At 39.6% G+C, this 19,626-nt stretch carries 19 protein-coding genes and 1 pseudogene; 8 read left to right on the top strand and 12 right to left on the bottom strand.

The window, feature by feature from the left end; translation table 11 throughout:
- Position 1: 1 nt before the first annotated feature.
- Complete coding sequence (locus ACTJJD_RS07950) at positions 2-1,801, bottom strand: ABC transporter ATP-binding protein (protein ID WP_272754714.1); 1,800 nt, start codon at positions 1,799-1,801, stop codon at positions 2-4.
- Between the two features lie 98 nt (positions 1,802-1,899).
- Here ACTJJD_RS07950 and ACTJJD_RS07945 point away from each other — a divergent pair, with 98 nt between their 5' ends.
- Entirely contained in the window at positions 1,900-2,409 is a 510-nt protein-coding gene (locus ACTJJD_RS07945) for a thiol:disulfide interchange protein (RefSeq protein WP_144683470.1), read from the top strand.
- Between the two features lie 48 nt (positions 2,410-2,457).
- Here ACTJJD_RS07945 and ACTJJD_RS07940 read toward each other — a convergent pair whose 3' ends face one another.
- Positions 2,458-2,856, bottom strand: a complete 399-nt coding sequence (locus ACTJJD_RS07940) for a hypothetical protein (RefSeq protein WP_007497596.1) — start codon at positions 2,854-2,856, stop codon at positions 2,458-2,460.
- A gap of 516 nt (positions 2,857-3,372) precedes the next feature.
- Between ACTJJD_RS07940 and ACTJJD_RS07935 the strand changes: the two genes are divergently transcribed.
- The 4 genes and pseudogenes from ACTJJD_RS07935 (at position 3,373) to rpsN (ending at position 5,647) form a co-directional block, all read left to right on the top strand.
- Complete coding sequence (locus tag ACTJJD_RS07935) at positions 3,373-3,795, top strand: DUF5362 family protein (RefSeq protein ID WP_007497598.1); 423 nt, start codon at positions 3,373-3,375, stop codon at positions 3,793-3,795.
- Between the two features lie 140 nt (positions 3,796-3,935).
- Positions 3,936-4,084 (top strand): annotated as a pseudogene (rpmG, locus tag ACTJJD_RS07930) (50S ribosomal protein L33).
- Positions 4,085-4,164: 80 nt separating this feature from the next.
- Positions 4,165-5,361, top strand: a complete 1,197-nt coding sequence (locus tag ACTJJD_RS07925; protein WP_440608269.1) for a GTP-binding protein — start codon at positions 4,165-4,167, stop codon at positions 5,359-5,361.
- Positions 5,362-5,377: 16 nt separating this feature from the next.
- Entirely contained in the window at positions 5,378-5,647 is a 270-nt protein-coding gene (gene rpsN, locus ACTJJD_RS07920; protein WP_008343369.1) for a 30S ribosomal protein S14, read from the top strand.
- A 254-nt stretch (positions 5,648-5,901) separates the two neighbouring features.
- Here the strand turns inward: rpsN and moaA are convergent, their stop codons facing one another.
- The gene (moaA, locus tag ACTJJD_RS07915; protein ID WP_322536068.1) at positions 5,902-6,909 is read right to left on the bottom strand and encodes a GTP 3',8-cyclase MoaA; all 1,008 of its coding nucleotides are present in this window, start codon (positions 6,907-6,909) and stop codon (positions 5,902-5,904) included.
- 10 nt (positions 6,910-6,919) lie between these two features.
- Positions 6,920-7,708, bottom strand: a complete 789-nt coding sequence (gene fdhD, locus ACTJJD_RS07910) for a formate dehydrogenase accessory sulfurtransferase FdhD (RefSeq protein ID WP_024718748.1) — start codon at positions 7,706-7,708, stop codon at positions 6,920-6,922.
- 134 nt (positions 7,709-7,842) lie between these two features.
- On the opposite strand from fdhD, the gene ACTJJD_RS07905 reads away from it, so the two are divergent.
- The gene (locus tag ACTJJD_RS07905) at positions 7,843-9,108 is read left to right on the top strand and encodes an L-lactate MFS transporter (protein WP_048002965.1); all 1,266 of its coding nucleotides are present in this window, start codon (positions 7,843-7,845) and stop codon (positions 9,106-9,108) included.
- 82 nt (positions 9,109-9,190) lie between these two features.
- The gene (locus tag ACTJJD_RS07900) at positions 9,191-11,539 is read left to right on the top strand and encodes an FdhF/YdeP family oxidoreductase (RefSeq protein ID WP_047945746.1); all 2,349 of its coding nucleotides are present in this window, start codon (positions 9,191-9,193) and stop codon (positions 11,537-11,539) included.
- A gap of 51 nt (positions 11,540-11,590) precedes the next feature.
- On the opposite strand, the gene ACTJJD_RS07895 is transcribed toward ACTJJD_RS07900, so the two are convergent.
- The 6 genes from ACTJJD_RS07895 to ACTJJD_RS07870 all read right to left on the bottom strand — a co-directional run bounded on the left by ACTJJD_RS07895 (position 11,591) and on the right by ACTJJD_RS07870 (position 17,084).
- Positions 11,591-12,265 carry a VWA domain-containing protein gene (locus tag ACTJJD_RS07895; protein WP_440608268.1) on the bottom strand — a complete coding sequence of 225 codons (675 nt, stop codon included), beginning with the start codon at positions 12,263-12,265 and terminating at the stop codon, positions 11,591-11,593.
- An 81-nt stretch (positions 12,266-12,346) separates the two neighbouring features.
- Positions 12,347-13,045, bottom strand: coding sequence for a VWA domain-containing protein (locus ACTJJD_RS07890; RefSeq protein WP_008343379.1), 699 nt, complete (start codon positions 13,043-13,045; stop codon positions 12,347-12,349).
- Positions 13,046-13,370: 325 nt separating this feature from the next.
- Positions 13,371-14,393 (bottom strand): stage II sporulation protein D, encoded by a 1,023-nt coding sequence (gene spoIID / locus ACTJJD_RS07885; RefSeq protein WP_008343381.1) that lies wholly within the window; start codon positions 14,391-14,393, stop codon positions 13,371-13,373.
- Between the two features lie 257 nt (positions 14,394-14,650).
- Positions 14,651-15,958, bottom strand: a complete 1,308-nt coding sequence (gene murA, locus ACTJJD_RS07880; RefSeq protein WP_007497616.1) for a UDP-N-acetylglucosamine 1-carboxyvinyltransferase — start codon at positions 15,956-15,958, stop codon at positions 14,651-14,653.
- Positions 15,959-15,990: 32 nt separating this feature from the next.
- Positions 15,991-16,725 carry a YwmB family TATA-box binding protein gene (locus ACTJJD_RS07875; RefSeq protein WP_008343385.1) on the bottom strand — a complete coding sequence of 245 codons (735 nt, stop codon included), beginning with the start codon at positions 16,723-16,725 and terminating at the stop codon, positions 15,991-15,993.
- Between the two features lie 128 nt (positions 16,726-16,853).
- Positions 16,854-17,084 carry a DUF1146 family protein gene (locus ACTJJD_RS07870; RefSeq protein ID WP_242731191.1) on the bottom strand — a complete coding sequence of 77 codons (231 nt, stop codon included), beginning with the start codon at positions 17,082-17,084 and terminating at the stop codon, positions 16,854-16,856.
- A gap of 170 nt (positions 17,085-17,254) precedes the next feature.
- On the opposite strand from ACTJJD_RS07870, the gene ACTJJD_RS07865 reads away from it, so the two are divergent.
- Positions 17,255-17,731, top strand: coding sequence for a hypothetical protein (locus tag ACTJJD_RS07865; RefSeq protein WP_035389791.1), 477 nt, complete (start codon positions 17,255-17,257; stop codon positions 17,729-17,731).
- Positions 17,732-17,773: 42 nt separating this feature from the next.
- Here ACTJJD_RS07865 and ACTJJD_RS07860 read toward each other — a convergent pair whose 3' ends face one another.
- Entirely contained in the window at positions 17,774-18,169 is a 396-nt protein-coding gene (locus ACTJJD_RS07860; protein ID WP_008343393.1) for a F0F1 ATP synthase subunit epsilon, read from the bottom strand.
- A 24-nt stretch (positions 18,170-18,193) separates the two neighbouring features.
- Positions 18,194-19,615 carry a F0F1 ATP synthase subunit beta gene (gene atpD / locus ACTJJD_RS07855; protein WP_008343395.1) on the bottom strand — a complete coding sequence of 474 codons (1,422 nt, stop codon included), beginning with the start codon at positions 19,613-19,615 and terminating at the stop codon, positions 18,194-18,196.
- Positions 19,616-19,626: the final 11 nt, after the last annotated feature.

The following is a 19,626-nucleotide window of genomic DNA, read 5'->3' as shown; positions in this document are numbered from 1 at the left end:
CTTACACCATCTCCTTTTGTTGAAATAGTTGAGATTGTGCCTCGTATAGCCTTCTGTATTCTCCGTGTAATGCCATCAGTTCATCATGGTTGCCCTCTTCAATGAAAGCACCATCTTTCATGACGATGATACGGTCTGCTAAGCGGGCCGCTCCCATACGATGTGTAATAAACAAAACACCTTGATCCTGCGTATGATCGAACAACTTTCGAATGAGTGAGATCTCCGACAATGGATCGAGAGCAGAGGTCGGTTCATCTAAAATAATAAAATCACTTTCTCTAAAGAAGGTTCTCGCCATCGCAAGCTTTTGCCATTGTCCGCCAGACAATTCATGTCCCTCTTCAAAAAAGCGACCTAGCTGCGCATCATATGTGTCTTCCATTTCATTAATTCTTTTCTCTATACCTGCTTGACGGGCGGCTGAAATCAACCGCTCTTCCTCTTCTATATCATCAATACGGCCAAACCCTATGTTTTCTCTCACAGTGAATTCGTACTTCATAAAATCTTGAAAAAGAACAGCCATTCTCGCATGATAGGTCTTTTTATGGATGGTGGAAATATCCTCTCCATTGACTTTGTGCATATTCTGTTGATCTGGATCGTATAAGCCGGTTAAACATTTGATTAAAGTGGTTTTACCGGACCCATTATCTCCTACTAATGCAATTCGTTCACCTTTATTCATATGAAAATGAATATGCTCAATCGCTGGTTTTTTCATATTCGGATAAGTAAAAGAGAGATTGTCTAATGTAATGGACTGGATATGCTCAATTCCCTGAAGCGATGCTGCCTCTTCCGTCTGTTCATGCATTTCCTCTTCTCTCTTTTGAAAAGCTCTCATTTCATCAACATATAGGCTCGTTTCATATAAACTAGAACATTCCCTCGTTAAATCTTGAAACCCACTTTGAATGTTTTGTACAGCTTGTAGCACTGCAACAAACGTACCCGCAGCTAATTTTTTTTGAAAAATAAGAAAGACAATCAATAAACCACAGCACACATAGGCCAATGTCATGAGCAACCCGCCTGCCATCTCCCAGCGCACTTGGCGTTTCAGCAAATTATATTTTTCATCTGCACTTTTAACGTAGTGACCTCTCCACTTTTGAAGAAGATAATTCCCTATTCCATATAAACGAACTTCCTTTAAAGAATCTCGCTGTGCGACGAGATCAGATACATACATTTCTCTTCGATCATTAGCCGTTAACAAACGATTTAATCGATAACGTGCGCCTCCAAAGAAAAGTTCAATCCATAATACAGGCAAGGTAAACAAGAACAATATGACCGCTAAGCCCCAATGAATACCGATCATATAAATAAGAAGTGATACAACAGTAATCAACGCGCTCATCATTGTAAAAATACTTCTCACCATACTGAGAACATGCTGATGACTGTTCATCACACGTTGACTTTCATTGTAAAAGGACGGGTGCTCAAACGTAATAAACGGCAGTCTTATCGCTTTTTGAAGCAATTCACCTTTCAAATGCAGACCAATCAGATTTGTCGCTTTCTGTTGACTAAGCTGAAGAATGAATTGAAGTCCATATCCTAAAATCACAATGACCATTTGCAGTCCAAATAACCACAAAACCTTTTGGATGTCACCTGAAGACGTCATAAATAAAATAATTTCATTAATCAAAGTTTGAATAATCCAGACACTAGCCAAAGGCATAAAACCAACGATCACTTGAATGAACAAAGTTAAAAGAAGATAAGAACGACTTTTTTCCCAAGTATAGGAGATTGCATATAAACAATGGTTCACTGTACTCATGAGATGCTCCACCTTACACCATTTAGTATAATTGACATATTTTTGATATTTGTAATATGATAGCTTTGCGTAACTTCACTTTGAGAGGACGATATACGATGAATTCAATTTTTCTTATACAGCTCGCTCTTATGATTTGCAGTCTTCTATTAACGGCTGGAATTATCATCTATTTAAAACAACAGATGCAGCTTATCATTTTACCTATAAAACACGTGGGGCAGAAACTTGCGCATCCACTTCTCGAACAGCCATCACCCATTCACATGAATGATCTGCTGCAAACAAATCGTACACAACAATTACTGATCTTCACTGACACAGCATGTCCGCACTGCATTCCATCACTCGAACAATTCCTAGAAACAAAAAAGCAGCGTAAACTAAACGTTTCATTGAGTATTTTGTTGAAAAACGGGCAAAAAAAGGACCAAGAATTATATCGTGATAACGAAACAAACTTGCGAATTATTCCGGTAGACGAACAATTGATAAACGCATTCCAAATTCAGGAGTTTCCGTTCTACATCATGGTAGAAGACAATGATACCATCTCATATGCAGCACCTTTTCCAGACGGTCTTTATTCAAGACTAGCTGCAAACTAAAGATAAATGAGGCATGTGAAGAGCATCAAACACATGCCTCATTTTTTATTATTGTGAATTTGGCTGAACATCCTTCCCTTTTTCCTCTGCAGCGATTTCATTAGCTTCGCTTGAAGCGGATGTTTGTTCCTCAGCTTGTTCAAACTCACTGCGAGCTTCATTTGAAATGTCAACTTGATCACCGTGCTGATTCACAGTAACGGAAGAAGACCCCTCTTTTTGAACCTCTTTCTCTAGTTCCTTTAATTTAGAAACATGAAGCTCTAAATCTTTTCCTTGCTGAACTAAAGTCAGTTGTTGAAATAACGCCTTTCTCTCTTCTGGAGAATGGTCGCCTTGAACAATTTGCGCTGCTTGGGTCAAAAAAGAATTTGATGTATGGCCTGCTTGACGCTTATTTGACGTCTGCATAGCATTTGTTACTAATGAAATTGGAGTTATGCTCATGCGTTCACACCCTAATAAATAAGATACTTAAATTTAGCAGCCACATTTAACGCGTTCTTGGCTAGTACAAATCTCACCTGTGTCACGATCCACATAGTAACGGAAAGTTCCAACGCCTTGAAGGAAACAAGTTGGTGCTGATTGGCAAGAAGTTACCAATCTTTGCAAAATACATCTAGCAGCTGCAGGTTGAACATTGGTCATTTTGTTTAAAATTCGATCTAACATATGAATTCCACCTTCCAATTTTTATGGTAATACAATACAATAATAACCAATTGATAGACAACTAACAACATATTTTGATAAATTTTCTAATTACTTCAAACTACTTTTCTTATTTACGACAAAATTTTTCGATTATAATTGTAGTAATTGTTACTTTTTTCTTATTCGAAAATAATTTATTTATCCATAAAAAGTAAATAAAAGATAGAAATAAGGTCAATTCACTCTTCCTAAAGTACTACTTGCTCAAGTATGATATAGAGTGAATACATAAAGGAGTGAACACAATTGCAACAAACTGAGAAAATCATTCAATCTCTTCATTCAATAACAAAGTGGGGAAAGGTTGGGAGCATCTTTCTTTATATTTCAGGTGGTCTATCCATCCTCAGTGGGTTTTGGCTTGTTCTTCCTGCTGCCATTGGCGTTTTTCTGATTATGATGGGAATTCATGTCCAAAAATCCGTGAAAGCAGCTGAACAATTGATTCAAGCGCCTGATACTTCTTACGAAGAATTATTGGAACAATATGCTAAGATGATGAAAATGCAGACACTGTTTGCCATTTCAAGTATTGCCGCAGTTATTCTCTCATTCATCGCTATCGTTTTGATGTTTATACTAGGCGGGCTAGCCTTTCTCCAAGAGCTTCCTACCGATGTCCAACAGTACGAAGATTATTACGAAGAAGAACTTGGTGACTTTTATTAATAGAAAGGGGTATCAATAAAATGCGATACCCCTTTTTTATTTGAGTTGGCATAGCCTTGATACTAAACTTGACAATCAGCCTTTATCATTTTAAAATACAAATCGTAATCATTACGGAATAAAGGAGGGTTATAGCACTTATGCGCGTGAAAATCACCTTAGCCTGTACAGAAACAGGTGACAGAAACTATATCACTACAAAAAATAAACGAACGAACCCAGACAGATTGGAGTTAAAAAATATTCTCCACGATTAAAGAAATACACCCTTCATCGGGAAACAAAATAATTTTCGGGATTCAAATCGTAACGATTACTATTTAAGCGAGGCGGCATACAAAATGATTATGTTCAAAAGGACTAAACCAAATGGATAAGAGAATACCTGTCACAGTTCTAAGCGGCTTTTTAGGAGCTGGAAAAACCACGATATTAAATCATGTTCTTCAGAATCGTAAAGGTCTAAAAGTAGCTGTTATTGTCAATGACATGAGCGAAATAAATATTGATGCAGAATTAGTTAAGCAAGGCGGAGAACTCTCTCGATCAGATGAGAAACTGGTTGAACTATCTAATGGTTGTATTTGTTGCACATTGAGAGAAGATTTATTAATTGAAGTAGAACGCCTTTGTAAGGCTGGGAATATCGATTATATTGTCATTGAATCTACAGGTATTAGTGAACCAATTCCTGTCGCTCAAACTTTCTCTTACATTGATGAAGAAATGGGCATAGATTTGACACGTTTTTGCAGATTAGACACGATGGTAACGGTGGTAGATGCAAACCGTTTCTGGACAGATTTCCAGTCAGGAGAAAGTTTATTGGATCGTAAAGAAGCAGTTTCAGATGATGATGAACGAGAGATTTCCAATTTACTTATTGATCAAATTGAATTTTGTGATGTGCTCATTATCAATAAATGTGATCTTGTATCGGCATCAGAACTAGATCGGCTTGAGCACGTGCTAACCAAACTTCAACCAGAAGCAACCATTATTAGAACCTCTAAAGGTAACGTACAGCCTAGTGATATTTTGAATACTGGTTTATTCGATTTTGAAAAATCTAGTGCTTCTGCGGGCTGGATCAAAGAAATCAATGCTGGACACTCTCAGCATACGCCTGAAACAGAAGAATACCAAATCTCATCTTTTGTTTATGAAAGAAGGCTTCCTTTTCATACTGGCAGACTGAATGCATGGTTAGATCAAATGCCAGAGCAAATCGTTCGAGCGAAAGGATTTACATGGCTAGCGACACATCATGATTTAACCATTTTAATTTCACAAGCCGGAAAATCTGTGGCAATTGAACCAATCGCATACTGGATTGCTGCCTTGCCTGAGCAAGAACGATCACGGATCTTAAATCAGGAACCAGACATTCTAGATGAGTGGGATGCAGAGTTTGGTGATCGACATACAAAACTTGTCTTTATCGGTGTAGATTTACCTAAAGCAGATATTATTCGTACACTAGATCAATGCTTACTCACACCTGAAGAATTTGATCAAGATTGGACAACGTTTGAAGACCCCTTTCAATGGAACATACACACTTAAACCAGGAGGGTTTTAAATGGCAAAGAAATCAAAAATTGCAAAAGAAAAAAAGCGGCAGCAGCTCGTTTTGAAATATGCACAATTAAGGAAAGAGCTAAAAGAAAAAGGTGACTATGAAGCTTTGCAGAAACTACCTAGAGACTCTTCACCCACTCGCTTAAAAAACCGCTGTGAATTAACTGGCCGTCCTAGAGGTTACTTGAGAAAATTTAAAATGTCTCGAATTGCTTTTCGTGAGCTTGCCTATAAAGGACAGATTCCAGGAGTGAAAAAATCGAGTTGGTAAAGATTGATTTGATCTTAGCATAGTTCCTGTCAATGTAAAGCAGGACAAAATGAATAAAAATCTTTTTTTCATCCTTACTCCGTCAATTTTGAGGTACAAAATAGCATTTTAAAAAAACAGCAGAATCTCTGCTGTTTTTTTATGGGGATGAGCTTATAGGAAAGATTGTCCTGATGTTAAAAGAAGATTTTCAACAGTGATTATAGCATTTTCTCTTCTTTTCAAAAATCGATGATCATGATACTTTGTTGTCATTACCCGCCGATGTAGGACATCTCAACTTTTTTCTGATCTTTCTTTTGCTCTCTCTCAGCTGAATATTGATCCTGTCTGTTTGACCAAAGTTCCTTCAATATGTTCACTAGATATTCATCATTTTCTGAATTACGGATGAATCGTCTCAGATCAAAGCCCGATGATGCAAAAAGACAGGTGAATAATTCGCCACGTGCAGATAGTCTAGCTCTATTACACGATCCACAAAAAGCATCTGAAACGGAAGAAATAATGCCAATCTCTCCTGACCCATCCTCATAAAAATAACGCTTGGCTACTTCACCTTGATATCGAGGGGGTTCTGGTTTGATAGGGTATTTTGAATGAATTAGCTCCATAATCTCTTTTTTCGTCAATACATGCTTGAGATTCCATTTGTTCGTATTGCCAACATCCATGAATTCAATAAATCGTAGAATGTGTCCTTCTTTTTTAAAATAGGCTGCCATTGGTAAGATATCTTGATCATTCACACCTTTTTGGACAACCATATTGATCTTAATAGCAAGTCCAGCTTTTTTTGCAGCCTCTATCCCATCAAATACTTTTTGGATAGAAATGTGTCTTCCATTCATCTGCTTAAAACGATCTGGATTTAAAGAATCTAAACTAATGGTGACTCTATTCAGACCTGCTTTCTTTAGCTTCTCTGCGTACAACGGTAACAGCGTTCCATTGGTTGTCATAGCGATGTCTTCAATACCTGGAATTTTTGCGAGTTTTTCTATCAAAACGGGCAAATCTTTACGCATTAAAGGTTCACCGCCCGTAATACGTAATTTCACCACACCTAATTCCTTTGCAAAAAGCGCAGCAAGTCGTTCAATTTCCTCGAAGCTAAGCAGCTCTTCTTTATCTAAAAAAGGATAATCTGGTCCAAAGATTTCAGCAGGCATACAGTACGTACATCTAAAATTACAGCGATCTGTTACGGATATTCTTAAATCGCGCAATGGTCGATGTCTTTTATCCAAAATACTGACCATACTTAGCCTCCTATTCTGTAATACGCTGATGATGAGTATAGATATTAAAAGATTCTCCTCTTACGAATCCAACTGTTGTTATATTTAATTCTTCTGCCATTTTAAGTGCTAACTCAGTAGGAGCTGATTTTGATATGACGATTGATACCCCTAATTTTGCTGCCTTCAACAGAACTTCAGACGATATCCGGCCGCTAAATACAAGGATTTTATCTCTCAGTGGGATTTTATGAAGTAAACAATATCCATAGATTTTATCCAACGCATTATGCCGTCCTATATCCGTCCTAGTGATGAATAGCTTTTCTGTATCACACAGTCCAGCATTATGGACACCACCAGTATGTTGAAATAACTGACTTTCCTCCTGTAAACATTTCATTAAATGAATACAAGTTTCAGCAGAAATACTGATTCGGTCAATGGCTGTTTTTGCCGTCTTCACATCTTGGAGAAAATAAAAATGTCTTCCTTTCCCACAGCAAGATCCGATCACTCGTTTTGTAAAATCTGAGGATTGGAACTGAGTTGTGTGATGTAAGTCAACATATGCAAAACCCATACTTTCATCTATTGTAAACCTTTTAATCTCTTTTTCAAATCGAATGACTCCTTCTGAAGCTAAAAAACCGATCACCAATTCTTTCAAATGATCCGGTGAACAAACGAGTGTGACAAACTCTTCACCATTCACCAGCACGGTTAAAGGGAATTCTTCTACAACTTCATCTGTTTTACATGTCATTTGACCTTTGCGATATTGGTGTATGCGCCGTTTCGTTTTAACAGAAGGATTCATGATCTGATCTTCCTTTCAACACAAATTTAGTTATATGAACCAGACGAATTGTGATATTATTTTAAAAAGTCATAAAAATGTAACATATTTCTATCTTATCAAACTTTTTGTTTGCTTTATATGGAGGGAACACAATGAATAAAACAAAAAATCGTTGGCTGATCGCTACAAGTGCTGTGGGGATTCATTTATCTATCGGATCTGTTTATGCGTGGAGTGTTTTTACGAATCCTTTACATCAAACCTTTCAATGGTCATTAACAGAAATAAGCCTGACATTTAGCATCGCTATTTTATTTTTAGGTTTATCGGCTGCCTTTATGGGGCATTTCGTTGAAAAGTATGGGCCGAGGGCATCAGGGCTCTTCTCAGCTATTTTCTTCGGCATTGGGATGACTGGATCAGGGTTTGCTGTCCACATGTCTTCATTACCTCTCCTCTATTTATTTTATGGTGTACTCGCTGGAATCGGATTAGGTGTAGGCTATATTGCTCCAGTATCAACATTAGTCAAATGGTTTCCAGATCGAAGAGGACTCGCAACGGGTTTAGCCATTATGGGCTTTGGGTTTGCTTCTCTGATTTGCAGTCCCATTATTCAATTTCTCATTGAAAAAGTTGATATTGCAAACACCTTCTATATTCTCGGAATCTCTTATTTTATCATCATGGTCGTTTCATCTCTTTATTTATCACCACCAACACCTGATGATGTCAAACAATTTAACGTGCTAAAAACAAGCCAAAGGAAAATTCCTCAAGATTTATCACAGCTCACCGCAAATGAAGCCATTAAAACACGGCGCTTTTATTATTTGTGGATCATGCTCTTTATCAATATCACATGCGGAATTGCTATTATTTCTGTAGCATCACCGCTTGCTCAAGAAAATGTTGGTTTCACGGCCGGTGCAGCAGCTACTCTTGTTGGAATTTTAGGTGCTTTTAATGGGCTAGGACGGATCGGATGGGCATCCTTCTCTGATTATATCGGAAGGCCAAATACGTATACGATTTTCTTTACTATACAGCTCATTGCTTTTCCCTTACTTCCCAACTTAAAAGAACCGCTCATCTTTTCAATCGTGATGGCAATCATTTATACGTGCTACGGAGGAGGGTTTGCTTCAATTCCAGCCTATATCGGAGATTTATTTGGTACGAAGCAGCTAGGTGCCATACACGGTTATATTCTCACCGCTTGGGCCGCTGCTGGTTTAGCAGGACCTTTATTTTCCTCCTTTATTCGTGACATTACAGGCAATTACACACAAAGTCTCATGGTCTTCTCCGGCCTATTTTTCATTGCGTTTATCATATCTCTTCTCATTCGGAAGGATATTAAACAACTTCGTGAATCAAATCTTACTGCTCCTTCTTCTGTCACGGTCCGCTCTTAATATGAATTTGACAGAATGACAATCTACAGGTAATTTTTAGATATGAAAACGCTTTACAAAATGATAGGAGGGTGACGATATCATGGGAAAAACAAAACACAAGGGGCCTATTAAACTCAACAAAAAACCCTCACCAAAGCTATGGGCCTCTTTTGCTCCTATGGGGCTCGGAAAAGTAAAACCGAAACACATTCGAGACACAATGAAAGTGGCATGGGAGAACAAAGATAATCTTCCTTATGCGTACCGTATATTGACTCAGGGCGTTTGTGACGGCTGTGCTCTTGGTGTATCAGGTTTATACGATCAAACACTAGCAGGACCCCATATATGCACTACAAGACTGAATGTGCTACGGCTTAACACAATGCCAGCTATTGATCCAAAATGGTTCGAAGATATTGAGCGGCTCAAACAAATGGATAGCACGTCTCTTCGAAAACTTGGGCGTATTCCTTATCCACTGATTCGAAAAAAAGGTGAGAATGCCTTTACACGCATTTCTTGGGATAGTGCATTAGATCAAATCGCCGCTAAAATCAAATCGATTGATAAACGTCAACTTGCTTTCTATTTAACGGCTAGAGGGATTACAAATGAAGTGTACTATACTGCGGCGAAAGCTGCGCGATTTATTGGAACAAATCATATCGATAATGCTTCTCGTATTTGCCATTCACCAAGCAAAACCGCTCTTAAACGCTCCCTGGGTATAGGTGCATCCAGCTGTAATTATAGTGATTGGATTGGAACAGATGTATTGATATTTTGGGGCTCTGTTGCAGCAAACAACCAGCCGGTTTCGACTAAATATATGTACGCCGCTAAAAAGAAAGGAACCAAAATCATTGTCATCAATCCATATAAAGAGCCTGCAATGGAAAAATATTGGGTCCCTTCTATTCCAGAAAGTGCTTTATTCGGCACAAAAATAGCGGATGATTTTTATCAAGTCAATATAGGCGGCGATATTGCGTTTATGAATGGTGTCATCAAACATTGGTTTGATATGGAGGAGCAAGCGCCCCATTCCGCTCTTGACCATGAATTTATCCAAGCGCATACAACCGGCATAAAAGATGTAAAGCAGCATGTCACTCAGTTAAAATGGTCGGATCTCGAAGCATCGTCAGGCTTATCTAAAGAAAGAATGAAGGAATTCGCTGTACTGCTTGCCAATGCCAATTCAGGGGTGTTTATTTGGAGTATGGGTCTCACTCAGCATCGCTTTGCCACTGATAATATATCACAAGTCGCAAACCTTGCCATGTTACGCGGGTTTATTGGCAGAAAACATTGTGGCGTTATGCCTATTCGTGGCCATAGCGGTGTCCAAGGTTCAGGCGAAATGGGTGCCGATCCATTCGTATTGCCCGGCAGTGATTTTGATGAAGAGAATATTAAAAGAATCGAGAAGATATGGGGATTTGATATTCCAAAATGGCATGGTGACACGATTGGGCAATCATTTGAAAAAATGGCTCTTCCAAAAGAACACCCGCAAAAGCTGAAGATGCTGTTTACTAGCGGTGGAAACTTTTTAGAAACAATGCCAAATCCTGAAGCGATTGAAAAAGCACTATCCGAGCTTGAACTCCGTGTCCATCAAGATATTATTTTGAACACCTCTACACTGGTAGAAGCAGAAGAGACTGTGATTGTTCTGCCTGCAATGACAAGATATGAACAGCCAGGCGGCGGTACATCAACCAGTACGGAACGCATGGTGTATTTCAGTCCGGAAATTGAAGGGCCACGCATTGAAGAAGCCAGAGCTGAATGGGACATTTATATTGACCTAGCAAAAAGGGTTCGTCCAGAAGATGCGAAGCTGATTCATTTTGACCATGCTGAAGACATTCGTCGTGAGATTGCCATCGCAAATCGGAACTATGATGGGATCCAGCATTTGCGTCATAAAGGGGATGTCTTTCAATGGGGTGGCGCATGGCTTTGCGAAGATGGGGTGTGTCCAACACCGGATGGAAAAGGACACCTGCTCCCAGCACAGCTGCCCCAATATCGAAAAACTGAGGGGCATTTCAATATCACGACAAGACGAGGCAAGCAATTCAACTCTATGATTTACAGTGAAAAGGATGCCTTTAATGGTGGAAAGCGGCATTCTATCTTGATGAATGAAGAAGATGCGAAAGAGCTTTACGTCCAAGAAGGCGATCCTGTTGTCCTTTTCAATCAATATGGATCCTACCAAGGAGTTGCTCAATTCGGAGAGCTGAAACGTGGAAATATTGCAGTTTATTGGCCTGAAGGAAACGTGTTAATACCAAAAGGAGTTTACGAAAGCTATTCCCAGATTCCAGAATACAATACCACCGCGATATTAGAAAAAGCCGAAACCTTTCATGCAAGAAAAGATCAGCACTACGTGGAGAAACGGATTGATGAATTAGAAACGACTTTAAATTGATCCTTTATGAAAAAACAGCTGGGGGTTTCTCCCCAGCTGTCTATTCACATCTTATTGACCAAAAGCGTTCGCTTCTTTTTGAAGAATATGATTCAATTCTTCTGCATTTGCTGCTGGTTGATATTGTCCACCACCAGCTTTGGCAACAGATTTTAGACTTTTTTCTTCTTTTTCATTTACATCGAAGCCAATGATATTGACGATTGTGTCAATACCTTCTTCATGTAATTGCTTCGCTGCTTGTGATGGGCTTCCGCCACATGTTTCCTCACCATCGCTGACAACATATACAATATTTTTTCCTTTAGCTTGGTGATCTTCAAAATCTTGTTTCGTATCAGTTAATGCTTTGGCAAGTGGTGTCCAGCCTGTTGGACCATACACATTTAGCGCTTGTTGAAAGGTTGCTTGCTCATATGTTCCAAATCCATAAACTGCTTCGGAACTTGCACAAGAAACGGCTTTTCCTGCATTTTTATTCGTTCCTTCATGACCAAAAACACGAAGCAAGACTTGTGTATCTTCTGATAAAATACTTGCGAAACTTTGGATCGAGCGTTTTGCGATATCGATTTTCTTTTCGCCTTCAACCGATTGTGCCATGCTTCCGCTTAAATCAAGTAAAATCACCACATGAGCAGGCTCCTTTTTCGTTACAGCATGAGCTGGTGAAGAAAGAAGCAGAACAAGACTCGCTAAAATGGTTAATATAATATTTCTTTTCATTAAAAAATCTCCCTTTTTTTCATTTGTACAGAAAAAGAGAAACGAAAGCATCAATCAATCGTTTCCCTTTTCTTCAGCAAGTTATTCGTGTAGTTTTAATGATTCTGCTGTAAGGATAGAACCCATTTCTTTCCCAGTGCTTGCTTGGTAGTAATGACCTTTACCAGCTTTAGCTACTTGCTTCAATTGACCTTCATAGCCATCGTTAAAGTCTAATCCAATCACATTGACTACAGTAGATCCCTTTGAGTTATGAAGCTCTTTCGCTACTTTCACTGGATCTCCACCACAAGTTTCTTCACCATCAGTAATTAAGTACACAATGTGTTTTGTTCCCTTATGAAGCTGCTTATCCGCTTGCTTTGCACTTTCAAGAGCACGTGCAATCGGTGTCCAGCCATTTGGTCCAAGACCGTTTAGAGAGTTTTCGAAACTATCCTTTTCATAAGGCTGAACGCCATAAACGCCTCTAATGACTTCACATGATTGAGCTTTACCTGAGTTTTTGTTGTTTCCTTCAGATCCAAACAAGCTCATACGGATTTTAGCATCTTTCGGAAGAGACTGAGCAAATTTAAATACCTCTTGTTTTGCTAAATCGAATTTGCGCTCTCCATCCACTTTTCTTGCCATACTTCCACTTGCATCAAGTAAGATCGTCACTCTTACATCTTTCTTATGTTTTTTGGCTGATGCTGCTTCTGCAAATACTGGTGAAGAGATTGACATTGATAATGTCAATACAGCTAAGGTTACGAGTGTAAATACTTTTTTCAACATGCTTTTCCTTCCTCCTTATGTATTTGATTGAAACATCTTAATCGTAAAATATTCTGTCTTGGAATGGTATAGGACTCGATCCCTTTTTCTCTTTCATCAAAATCACTAAAATTCTGTCAGATGTCTAGATATATTCACCTAACGACTCTTTTGTCACCCACGTTTTCTCATTCTTTCGAGGGGCTTTGTATCGGCCATCGGTTCTTGTCGGGATGTAAATGTTTAAGATTTCCTGAGGTGCGTCTTAAGTCGCAATTTGTCACATTCTGTTCAAACCTCTTTACACATAAAAAAAAGATGCCCCCATTTTGAGGCACCTTTGCTTTTATTTCTTAGCCATATATGTGTTCAGAAAGCGATCAGCTGATTCAATTTTTATCCCTTGATAATAATGTTTCACGATCGCCTCTACTTTTTTGCCTGACTGTGCCATATAATGTGCACCATACTGACTCATGCCCACACCATGGCCATACCCTTTTGTCGTAATCACGATTTGCTGACCCTTTCGTTCCCATGTAAAGTCTGCCGAGTGCAATCCTAGTGATTCGCGAATGTCTCTGCCCGACAATGTTTTTCCGTTAATGACGGCTTTGGCTACTTGATTGCCTGGTGTTCGTTCTACAATTTCTCCCACCTGCTGCTGGCCAAGGGTCACACCCAGTTTTTGCTGAAATTCGCTCACTGTGATGGTTTTCTTGTTTTGGAATTTGGGTGATTTTTCGTCCCATTTGCTTGAGACGCTTTTCAAATAAGGGATTTCATTTTTCCAATAAGCTTCTGCATTTTCGGTTTTCCCATTACTTGTTGAAAAGAAGGAAGCATCAATTGGTTTTTCGTCATACGTCAGTACTTTCCCTTGTGTACTGGCAACCGCTTCTGTGACCTTTTTTAATTTCCAATTGTACGCTTTTCCCCAAATTTTCTTCAGTTCCTGTTTATTTTTGTACACTTGGAACATTTGGGTGTCATCTACAAGAGAACCCTGTGGAGATTTGACGGTTTTATCAATGATCATTTGTCTGACGATATACGTTCTAGCGGCGAGTGCCTGTGCCTTGAGCGCCTCTATTTCAAAATCGGCTGGCATTTCAGAAGCGACGACACCGATCACATACTCTTCTAAGGGGATGTTTTCTACCTGCTGATGCGCTGAACGGTAGACGGGAATGGAGACGGGTGATTGTTTCAATTTGACTGAACCTTTCACTTCTTTTTTAACTGATGGTTCTGCTGCTACGTGTTGGCTGGCTGCTGGTTTTCCTTGGAACGTCGGCAACACGAGTAAGGTTGGAATCATTAAAATGATGATGCAAATTCCTGCGATTGTCCATATCATTGGTTTCATATTGGCTGCCCCCATTTGTCATTGAATCTCTTTTATCCTATGGGCAAGGACAAGCTAATATGACAGCTTCTTTCATTCATTGGACAAGTCTTTTGCTGATATGTTTGTGCTCTTCATCATTTGATTTACTGTTCGTCTTTATGAATAAAATTTAAAACGATTGGATACACTAATGATAAGCTTTTGAAAATGCAACCAGTCTATGATTCTAAAAAAAAATCAGCATGCCCAAATGGACACACTGATTTCTTTTATGATTATGCGTTTAGATCTGATACAACTTGTTCTTGTGTCACATCTGCTGATTCATCATTTACTCTTTCAATGTCTGCACCGATTGCTGCTAGTTTTTGGTGGAAGTTCACATATCCACGGTCAATATGCTTCAATTCAGTGACACGTGTATGACCTTCTGCCACTAATCCAGCAAGTACAAGTGCTGCTCCTGCTCTTAAATCAGTCGCTGCCACTTCAGCACCTTGAAGTTGAACAGGTCCATTGATTATCACAGAGCGACCCTCAATTTTAATATCGCCATTCATGCGGCGGAATTCTTCAGCATGCATAAAACGATTTTCAAACACAGTTTCTGTGATCATGCTTGTTCCGTTTGCACGAAGCAATAGCGCCATCATCTGAGATTGCATATCCGTTGGGAAACCAGGATGCGGCATTGTTTTTAGATCGATTGGCTTGAGCTCAGATGGTCCAATGACTCTTAAACCTTCTTCTTCTTCAATGATCTGAATACCCATTTCTTCCATTTTCGCCACAAGTGAAGTCATGTGCTCAGGCACAGCGCCTTTTACAAGAACATTTCCTTCAGTAATGGCTGCTGCCACCATAAATGTACCAGCTTCAATTCGGTCAGGGATGATGTTGTGTTTTGCACCGTGAAGTGTTTCTACACCTTCGATTTTGATTGTACCAGTTCCAGCACCGCGAACCTTACCGCCCATGGCATTGATGTAGTTTGCCAAATCAACAATTTCAGGTTCTTTTGCTACGTTTTCTAAAATCGTCGTTCCTTCAGCCAATGCTGCTGCCATGATGATGTTTTCAGTTGCCCCTACACTTGGGAAATCCAAATAGATTTTTGCACCTTTTAAACGGCCATTTACTTCAGCCTCGATGAAACCATTACCTACTTGAATTTTAGCTCCCATTGCTTCAAAGCCTTTTAAATGCTGATCAATTGGTCTTGAACCAATCGCACAACCACCAGGTAATGCAACTCTTGCATGACCTGTTCTAGCTAAAAGTGGTCCCATGACGAGCACAGATGCTCTCATTTTACGGACGTACTCAAACGGAGCCTCAGTTTCTAGTGCATGAGATGCATCTACTGATACTTCGTTATTTTCAAAATGTACTTCTGCTCCTAAATGACGTAACACTTCATTGATTGTATATACATCGGAGAGCGTAGGTACATCACAAATTACGCTTTTTTCTGTACTTGCTAACAAAGATGCAGCGATAACTGGTAAAACGGCATTTTTTGCGCCTTCTACTTTAACTGTGCCGTTTAACTTTTGACCGCCGCGGACGATGATTTTTTCCAAGGTCTTCCCCTCCGCGTCCCAAATTCTCTATATTAATATTCAGTCGTTACGATTGGTGTGCCAACCGTAATCGTATGATTTTCGTTCATTTCCGAACTTCTGATGGCAATTTGAACATTCATTTTATCATTTGAAGTCATAATGAACTGTTCCCACTTCTCTGTGTAAGCGGAAAGCGACACAAAATTAGACTCAACGAGATACTCAACAGGTTTTGCTTGAAATTCATTTGCTATCATTTCAGCTTTTTTTTGCAAAACAACATCCATCATACCATTTACATGACCATCGAGACAAGTAAAAATCACAAATTTTTCTTGTAATATGCTTTTTGCATGACGTACGAACTGATCATATGTATGCTCCCAGGTATTCAGTGGGCGAGCACCTTTTTGCTCATATAATAAATACGACTTTTGGTTTGATTTTGTGTCGGTCTTCACGAGTAAAATTTTCGATAATGTATCATTTTTTTCATCTTTGTAAATTCCTGTGACTTTGGTGACATGTTTCTCTTTTTTTTCGGTCCACTCATACTGTCGTAGTTCGTCTTTCAAACGTTTCACTTTTTTTGAAAATTGTTCGGATGAAATGTCTATATTTGTTTTGGCATGAAGCGTCCATCCACTTACTTCGATTTGCTGGTTTTTCATACCTTCTGCTATTTGGGCGAGCGTGGATGTTTCTTCCGCCCGAACACCTTGAATCATCAGAACAAAAAAAAGAATAAATGCAAATAATGGCCAACCTTTTAAATACTTTCTCACTTGTCATTCCCCCTTGCTACAAGTGTTGCCGCAAGGAGATCAATGCATACGTGGAAAAGTCATCAAAGGCCATATTTTTGACACTTCTTTTTACGTTCCCGCAGAAGGCAGTGACCAAACCTTTTATGTTAAAACATATAAGGGATTTGTCTGGAGAAATTTAAATAATCAAGGAAGAAATTGCTGACTGCCGATGCAATAGCAATCGTGATCAGCATCATGAGCAATCTAGCTTGAATAATTTTTCCTTTTTTAATCAGTGGATCGATATTCACCGCAAGCAATGCCCACCACGTAATGGCAATAAAAAATAGGTGGATCACAATACTGACAATTGCTTGTTGTCCTATGTCTTCCATACACTTGAATCCTCCTTTTATTGATTTCTGTAAAGGAAAACTCCCTTTCATTATATCCTCCAAAATCGGAAAGATGAATCATTTGGAAAAAAGAGCTACATTTAGAGTGAATCCCCTCTTATTCTGATGCGAAGGAGATGATATACTGCGGTGGAAGGAGCTGATCATATTTGAAAGATTCTTTTCCTGACTTTGTTGATTTGTACGGAGAACTGGTTCCCTCATTTGAACATGAATGGGAAGCCATTGCTTTCTACTTTGATTATAGACAGACACAGCTAGAAGAATTAGCACAATTGTGTCATTTTCATAACATTTCTTTGGATTACTCAGAGGAAAGCCTTTATCAGTTAGAGTCATTATACTTCGATGCCTTCCGTCAGCAGCTTTTTGCTGAGTGGAAAATGCCAATAGATGCATTAGAAGCGATGATGAGTGTGTATTTAGGAGAGGTTATCATCCGTCATCATTCAGATGCTGACTGGGTCGTGCGGCCTTATATGGACTCTTCGCACCAATATACGCTTGGCTTACGCAGAAATAATAAAACATGGCATTGCAGTACGCAATTTTGCGAGCAGTTATATCTAGAAAAGCAAGCATCTCATCCGTATGTGTCGATGTATCAATCTCTCATGTCATCCTAAAAAAAATCCTTCTTATCACTGTGATAAGAAGGATTTTCTGTTTTATTTCCCTGCTACATTTAAACGGTTTAATGCCCGTTTTAATGCGAGTTCCGCCCTGCGTACATCACTTTCATTCGGGTGGTTCAAATGCTCTTCAGCACGCTGTTTCGCTGATTTTGCACGATCTACATCAACTTTGTCTGATGTTTCAGCAGCCTGAGCAAGAATGGTTACTTTTTCGGGGCGAACTTCAACAAATCCACCGCTTACTGCAACCAATTCAGTTGATCCACTATGTTTTAAGCGAACTGCACCGATTTTTAGCGGAGCAACCATTGGAACGTGGCCAGCTAAAATCCCAAGCTCACCGCTTTCTGCTCTTACACTGACCATTTCCACATCCGCTTCATACACTGGGCCGTCGGGAGTAACGATATTGACTTGAACGGTCTTCATGCTTTTACCCTCCTAAGGACCAGATTAGGCCTCTACACCCATCTCTTTGGCTTTTTCAACCACTTCTTCAATGCGGCCGACTAAGCGGAATGCATCTTCTGGAAGGTGATCGTATTTACCAGATAAGATTTCCTTGAAGCCTTTAACAGTTTCTTGCAATGGCACATAAGAACCTTTTTGGCCAGTGAACTGTTCTGCTACGTGGAAGTTTTGAGATAGGAAGAATTGAACACGACGAGCTCTGTGTACCACAAGCTTATCGTCCTCAGATAATTCATCCATACCTAAAATGGCAATGATATCTTGCAATTCTTTATAACGCTGTAATGTTTGCTGAACTTCACGCGCGATCGCATAATGCTCTTCGCCAACAATCTCAGGTGCAAGGGCACGAGATGTTGAAGCAAGTGGATCTACCGCTGGGTAAATCCCCATCTCTGTCAACTTACGCTCAAGGTTTGTCGTTGCATCAAGGTGAGCGAACGTTGTAGCTGGAGCTGGATCTGTATAGTCATCCGCAGGTACATAGATCGCTTGAATCGATGTAACCGATCCTACGTTTGTAGACGTGATACGCTCTTGAAGCTGACCCATTTCTGTTGCAAGAGTTGGCTGATAACCTACCGCTGAAGGCATACGTCCAAGAAGGGCTGATACTTCAGAACCTGCTTGTGTAAAGCGATAGATGTTATCGATAAAGAACAATACGTCTTGACCTTGTTCATCACGGAAATGCTCTGCCATTGTCAAACCAGTTAGAGCTACACGCATACGTGCACCTGGTGGCTCGTTCATTTGGCCGAAGACCATCGCTGTTTTTTCGATAACGCCAGAATCTTTCATTTCGTAGTAAAGGTCATTTCCTTCACGTGTACGCTCTCCAACACCAGCGAATACAGAAATACCGCCGTGTTCTTGTGCGATGTTGTTGATCAATTCTTGAATCAGAACGGTTTTACCAACACCGGCTCCACCGAATAGACCGATCTTTCCACCTTTGATGTAAGGAGCAAGAAGGTCAACAACTTTGATACCTGTTTCAAGAATTTCAACTTCTGTAGAAAGTTGATCAAAAGAAGGCGCTTGTCTGTGGATTGGGTCTCTTTGCGCTTCCACACCAAGTGGCTCATCTAAGTCAATGTTATCTCCCAGTACGTTGAATACACGTCCAAGTGTTACGTTACCAACTGGTACTGAAATTGGTTTTCCAAGGTCTACAGCTTCCATACCGCGCTTCACACCGTCTGTTGATGCCATTGCGATGGTTCTCACTGTATCATCACCTAAATGTAGTGCTACTTCTAAAGTTAAGTCGATATCAACTTCACTTTCGCTTTCCGCTTTATGCGAAACTTTGATCGCATTATAAATCTCAGGCAAGTGACCGTCTTCAAAACGAACGTCTACGACTGGTCCCATGATCTGACTGATGCGTCCTGTTTTCATTGCATTCCCTC

It is taken from the genome of Bacillus sp. 22446, from assembly GCF_052044955.1.
Taxonomy (GTDB): Bacteria; Bacillota; Bacilli; order Bacillales; family Bacillaceae; genus Bacillus; species Bacillus altitudinis.
Note: the sequence above shows the minus strand (reverse complement) of the source record. Positions and strands in the feature narration are given on the sequence as shown.

Coding starts and splice junctions, on each gene's coding strand:
- ACTJJD_RS07950 (WP_272754714.1), bottom strand. CDS start 1,801: ATGAGTACAGTGAACCATTGTTTATATGCAATCTCCTATACTTGGGAA.
- ACTJJD_RS07945 (WP_144683470.1), top strand. CDS start 1,900: ATGAATTCAATTTTTCTTATACAGCTCGCTCTTATGATTTGCAGTCTT.
- ACTJJD_RS07940 (WP_007497596.1), bottom strand. CDS start 2,856: ATGAGCATAACTCCAATTTCATTAGTAACAAATGCTATGCAGACGTCA.
- ACTJJD_RS07925 (WP_440608269.1), top strand. CDS start 4,165: ATGGATAAGAGAATACCTGTCACAGTTCTAAGCGGCTTTTTAGGAGCT.
- rpsN (WP_008343369.1), top strand. CDS start 5,378: ATGGCAAAGAAATCAAAAATTGCAAAAGAAAAAAAGCGGCAGCAGCTC.
- moaA (WP_322536068.1), bottom strand. CDS start 6,909: ATGGTCAGTATTTTGGATAAAAGACATCGACCATTGCGCGATTTAAGA.
- fdhD (WP_024718748.1), bottom strand. CDS start 7,708: ATGAATCCTTCTGTTAAAACGAAACGGCGCATACACCAATATCGCAAA.
- ACTJJD_RS07905 (WP_048002965.1), top strand. CDS start 7,843: ATGAATAAAACAAAAAATCGTTGGCTGATCGCTACAAGTGCTGTGGGG.
- ACTJJD_RS07900 (WP_047945746.1), top strand. CDS start 9,191: ATGGGAAAAACAAAACACAAGGGGCCTATTAAACTCAACAAAAAACCC.
- ACTJJD_RS07895 (WP_440608268.1), bottom strand. CDS start 12,265: ATGAAAAGAAATATTATATTAACCATTTTAGCGAGTCTTGTTCTGCTT.
- ACTJJD_RS07890 (WP_008343379.1), bottom strand. CDS start 13,045: ATGTTGAAAAAAGTATTTACACTCGTAACCTTAGCTGTATTGACATTA.
- spoIID (WP_008343381.1), bottom strand. CDS start 14,393: ATGAAACCAATGATATGGACAATCGCAGGAATTTGCATCATCATTTTA.
- ACTJJD_RS07870 (WP_242731191.1), bottom strand. CDS start 17,084: ATGGAAGACATAGGACAACAAGCAATTGTCAGTATTGTGATCCACCTA.
- ACTJJD_RS07860 (WP_008343393.1), bottom strand. CDS start 18,169: ATGAAGACCGTTCAAGTCAATATCGTTACTCCCGACGGCCCAGTGTAT.
- atpD (WP_008343395.1), bottom strand. CDS start 19,615: ATGAAAACAGGACGCATCAGTCAGATCATGGGACCAGTCGTAGACGTT.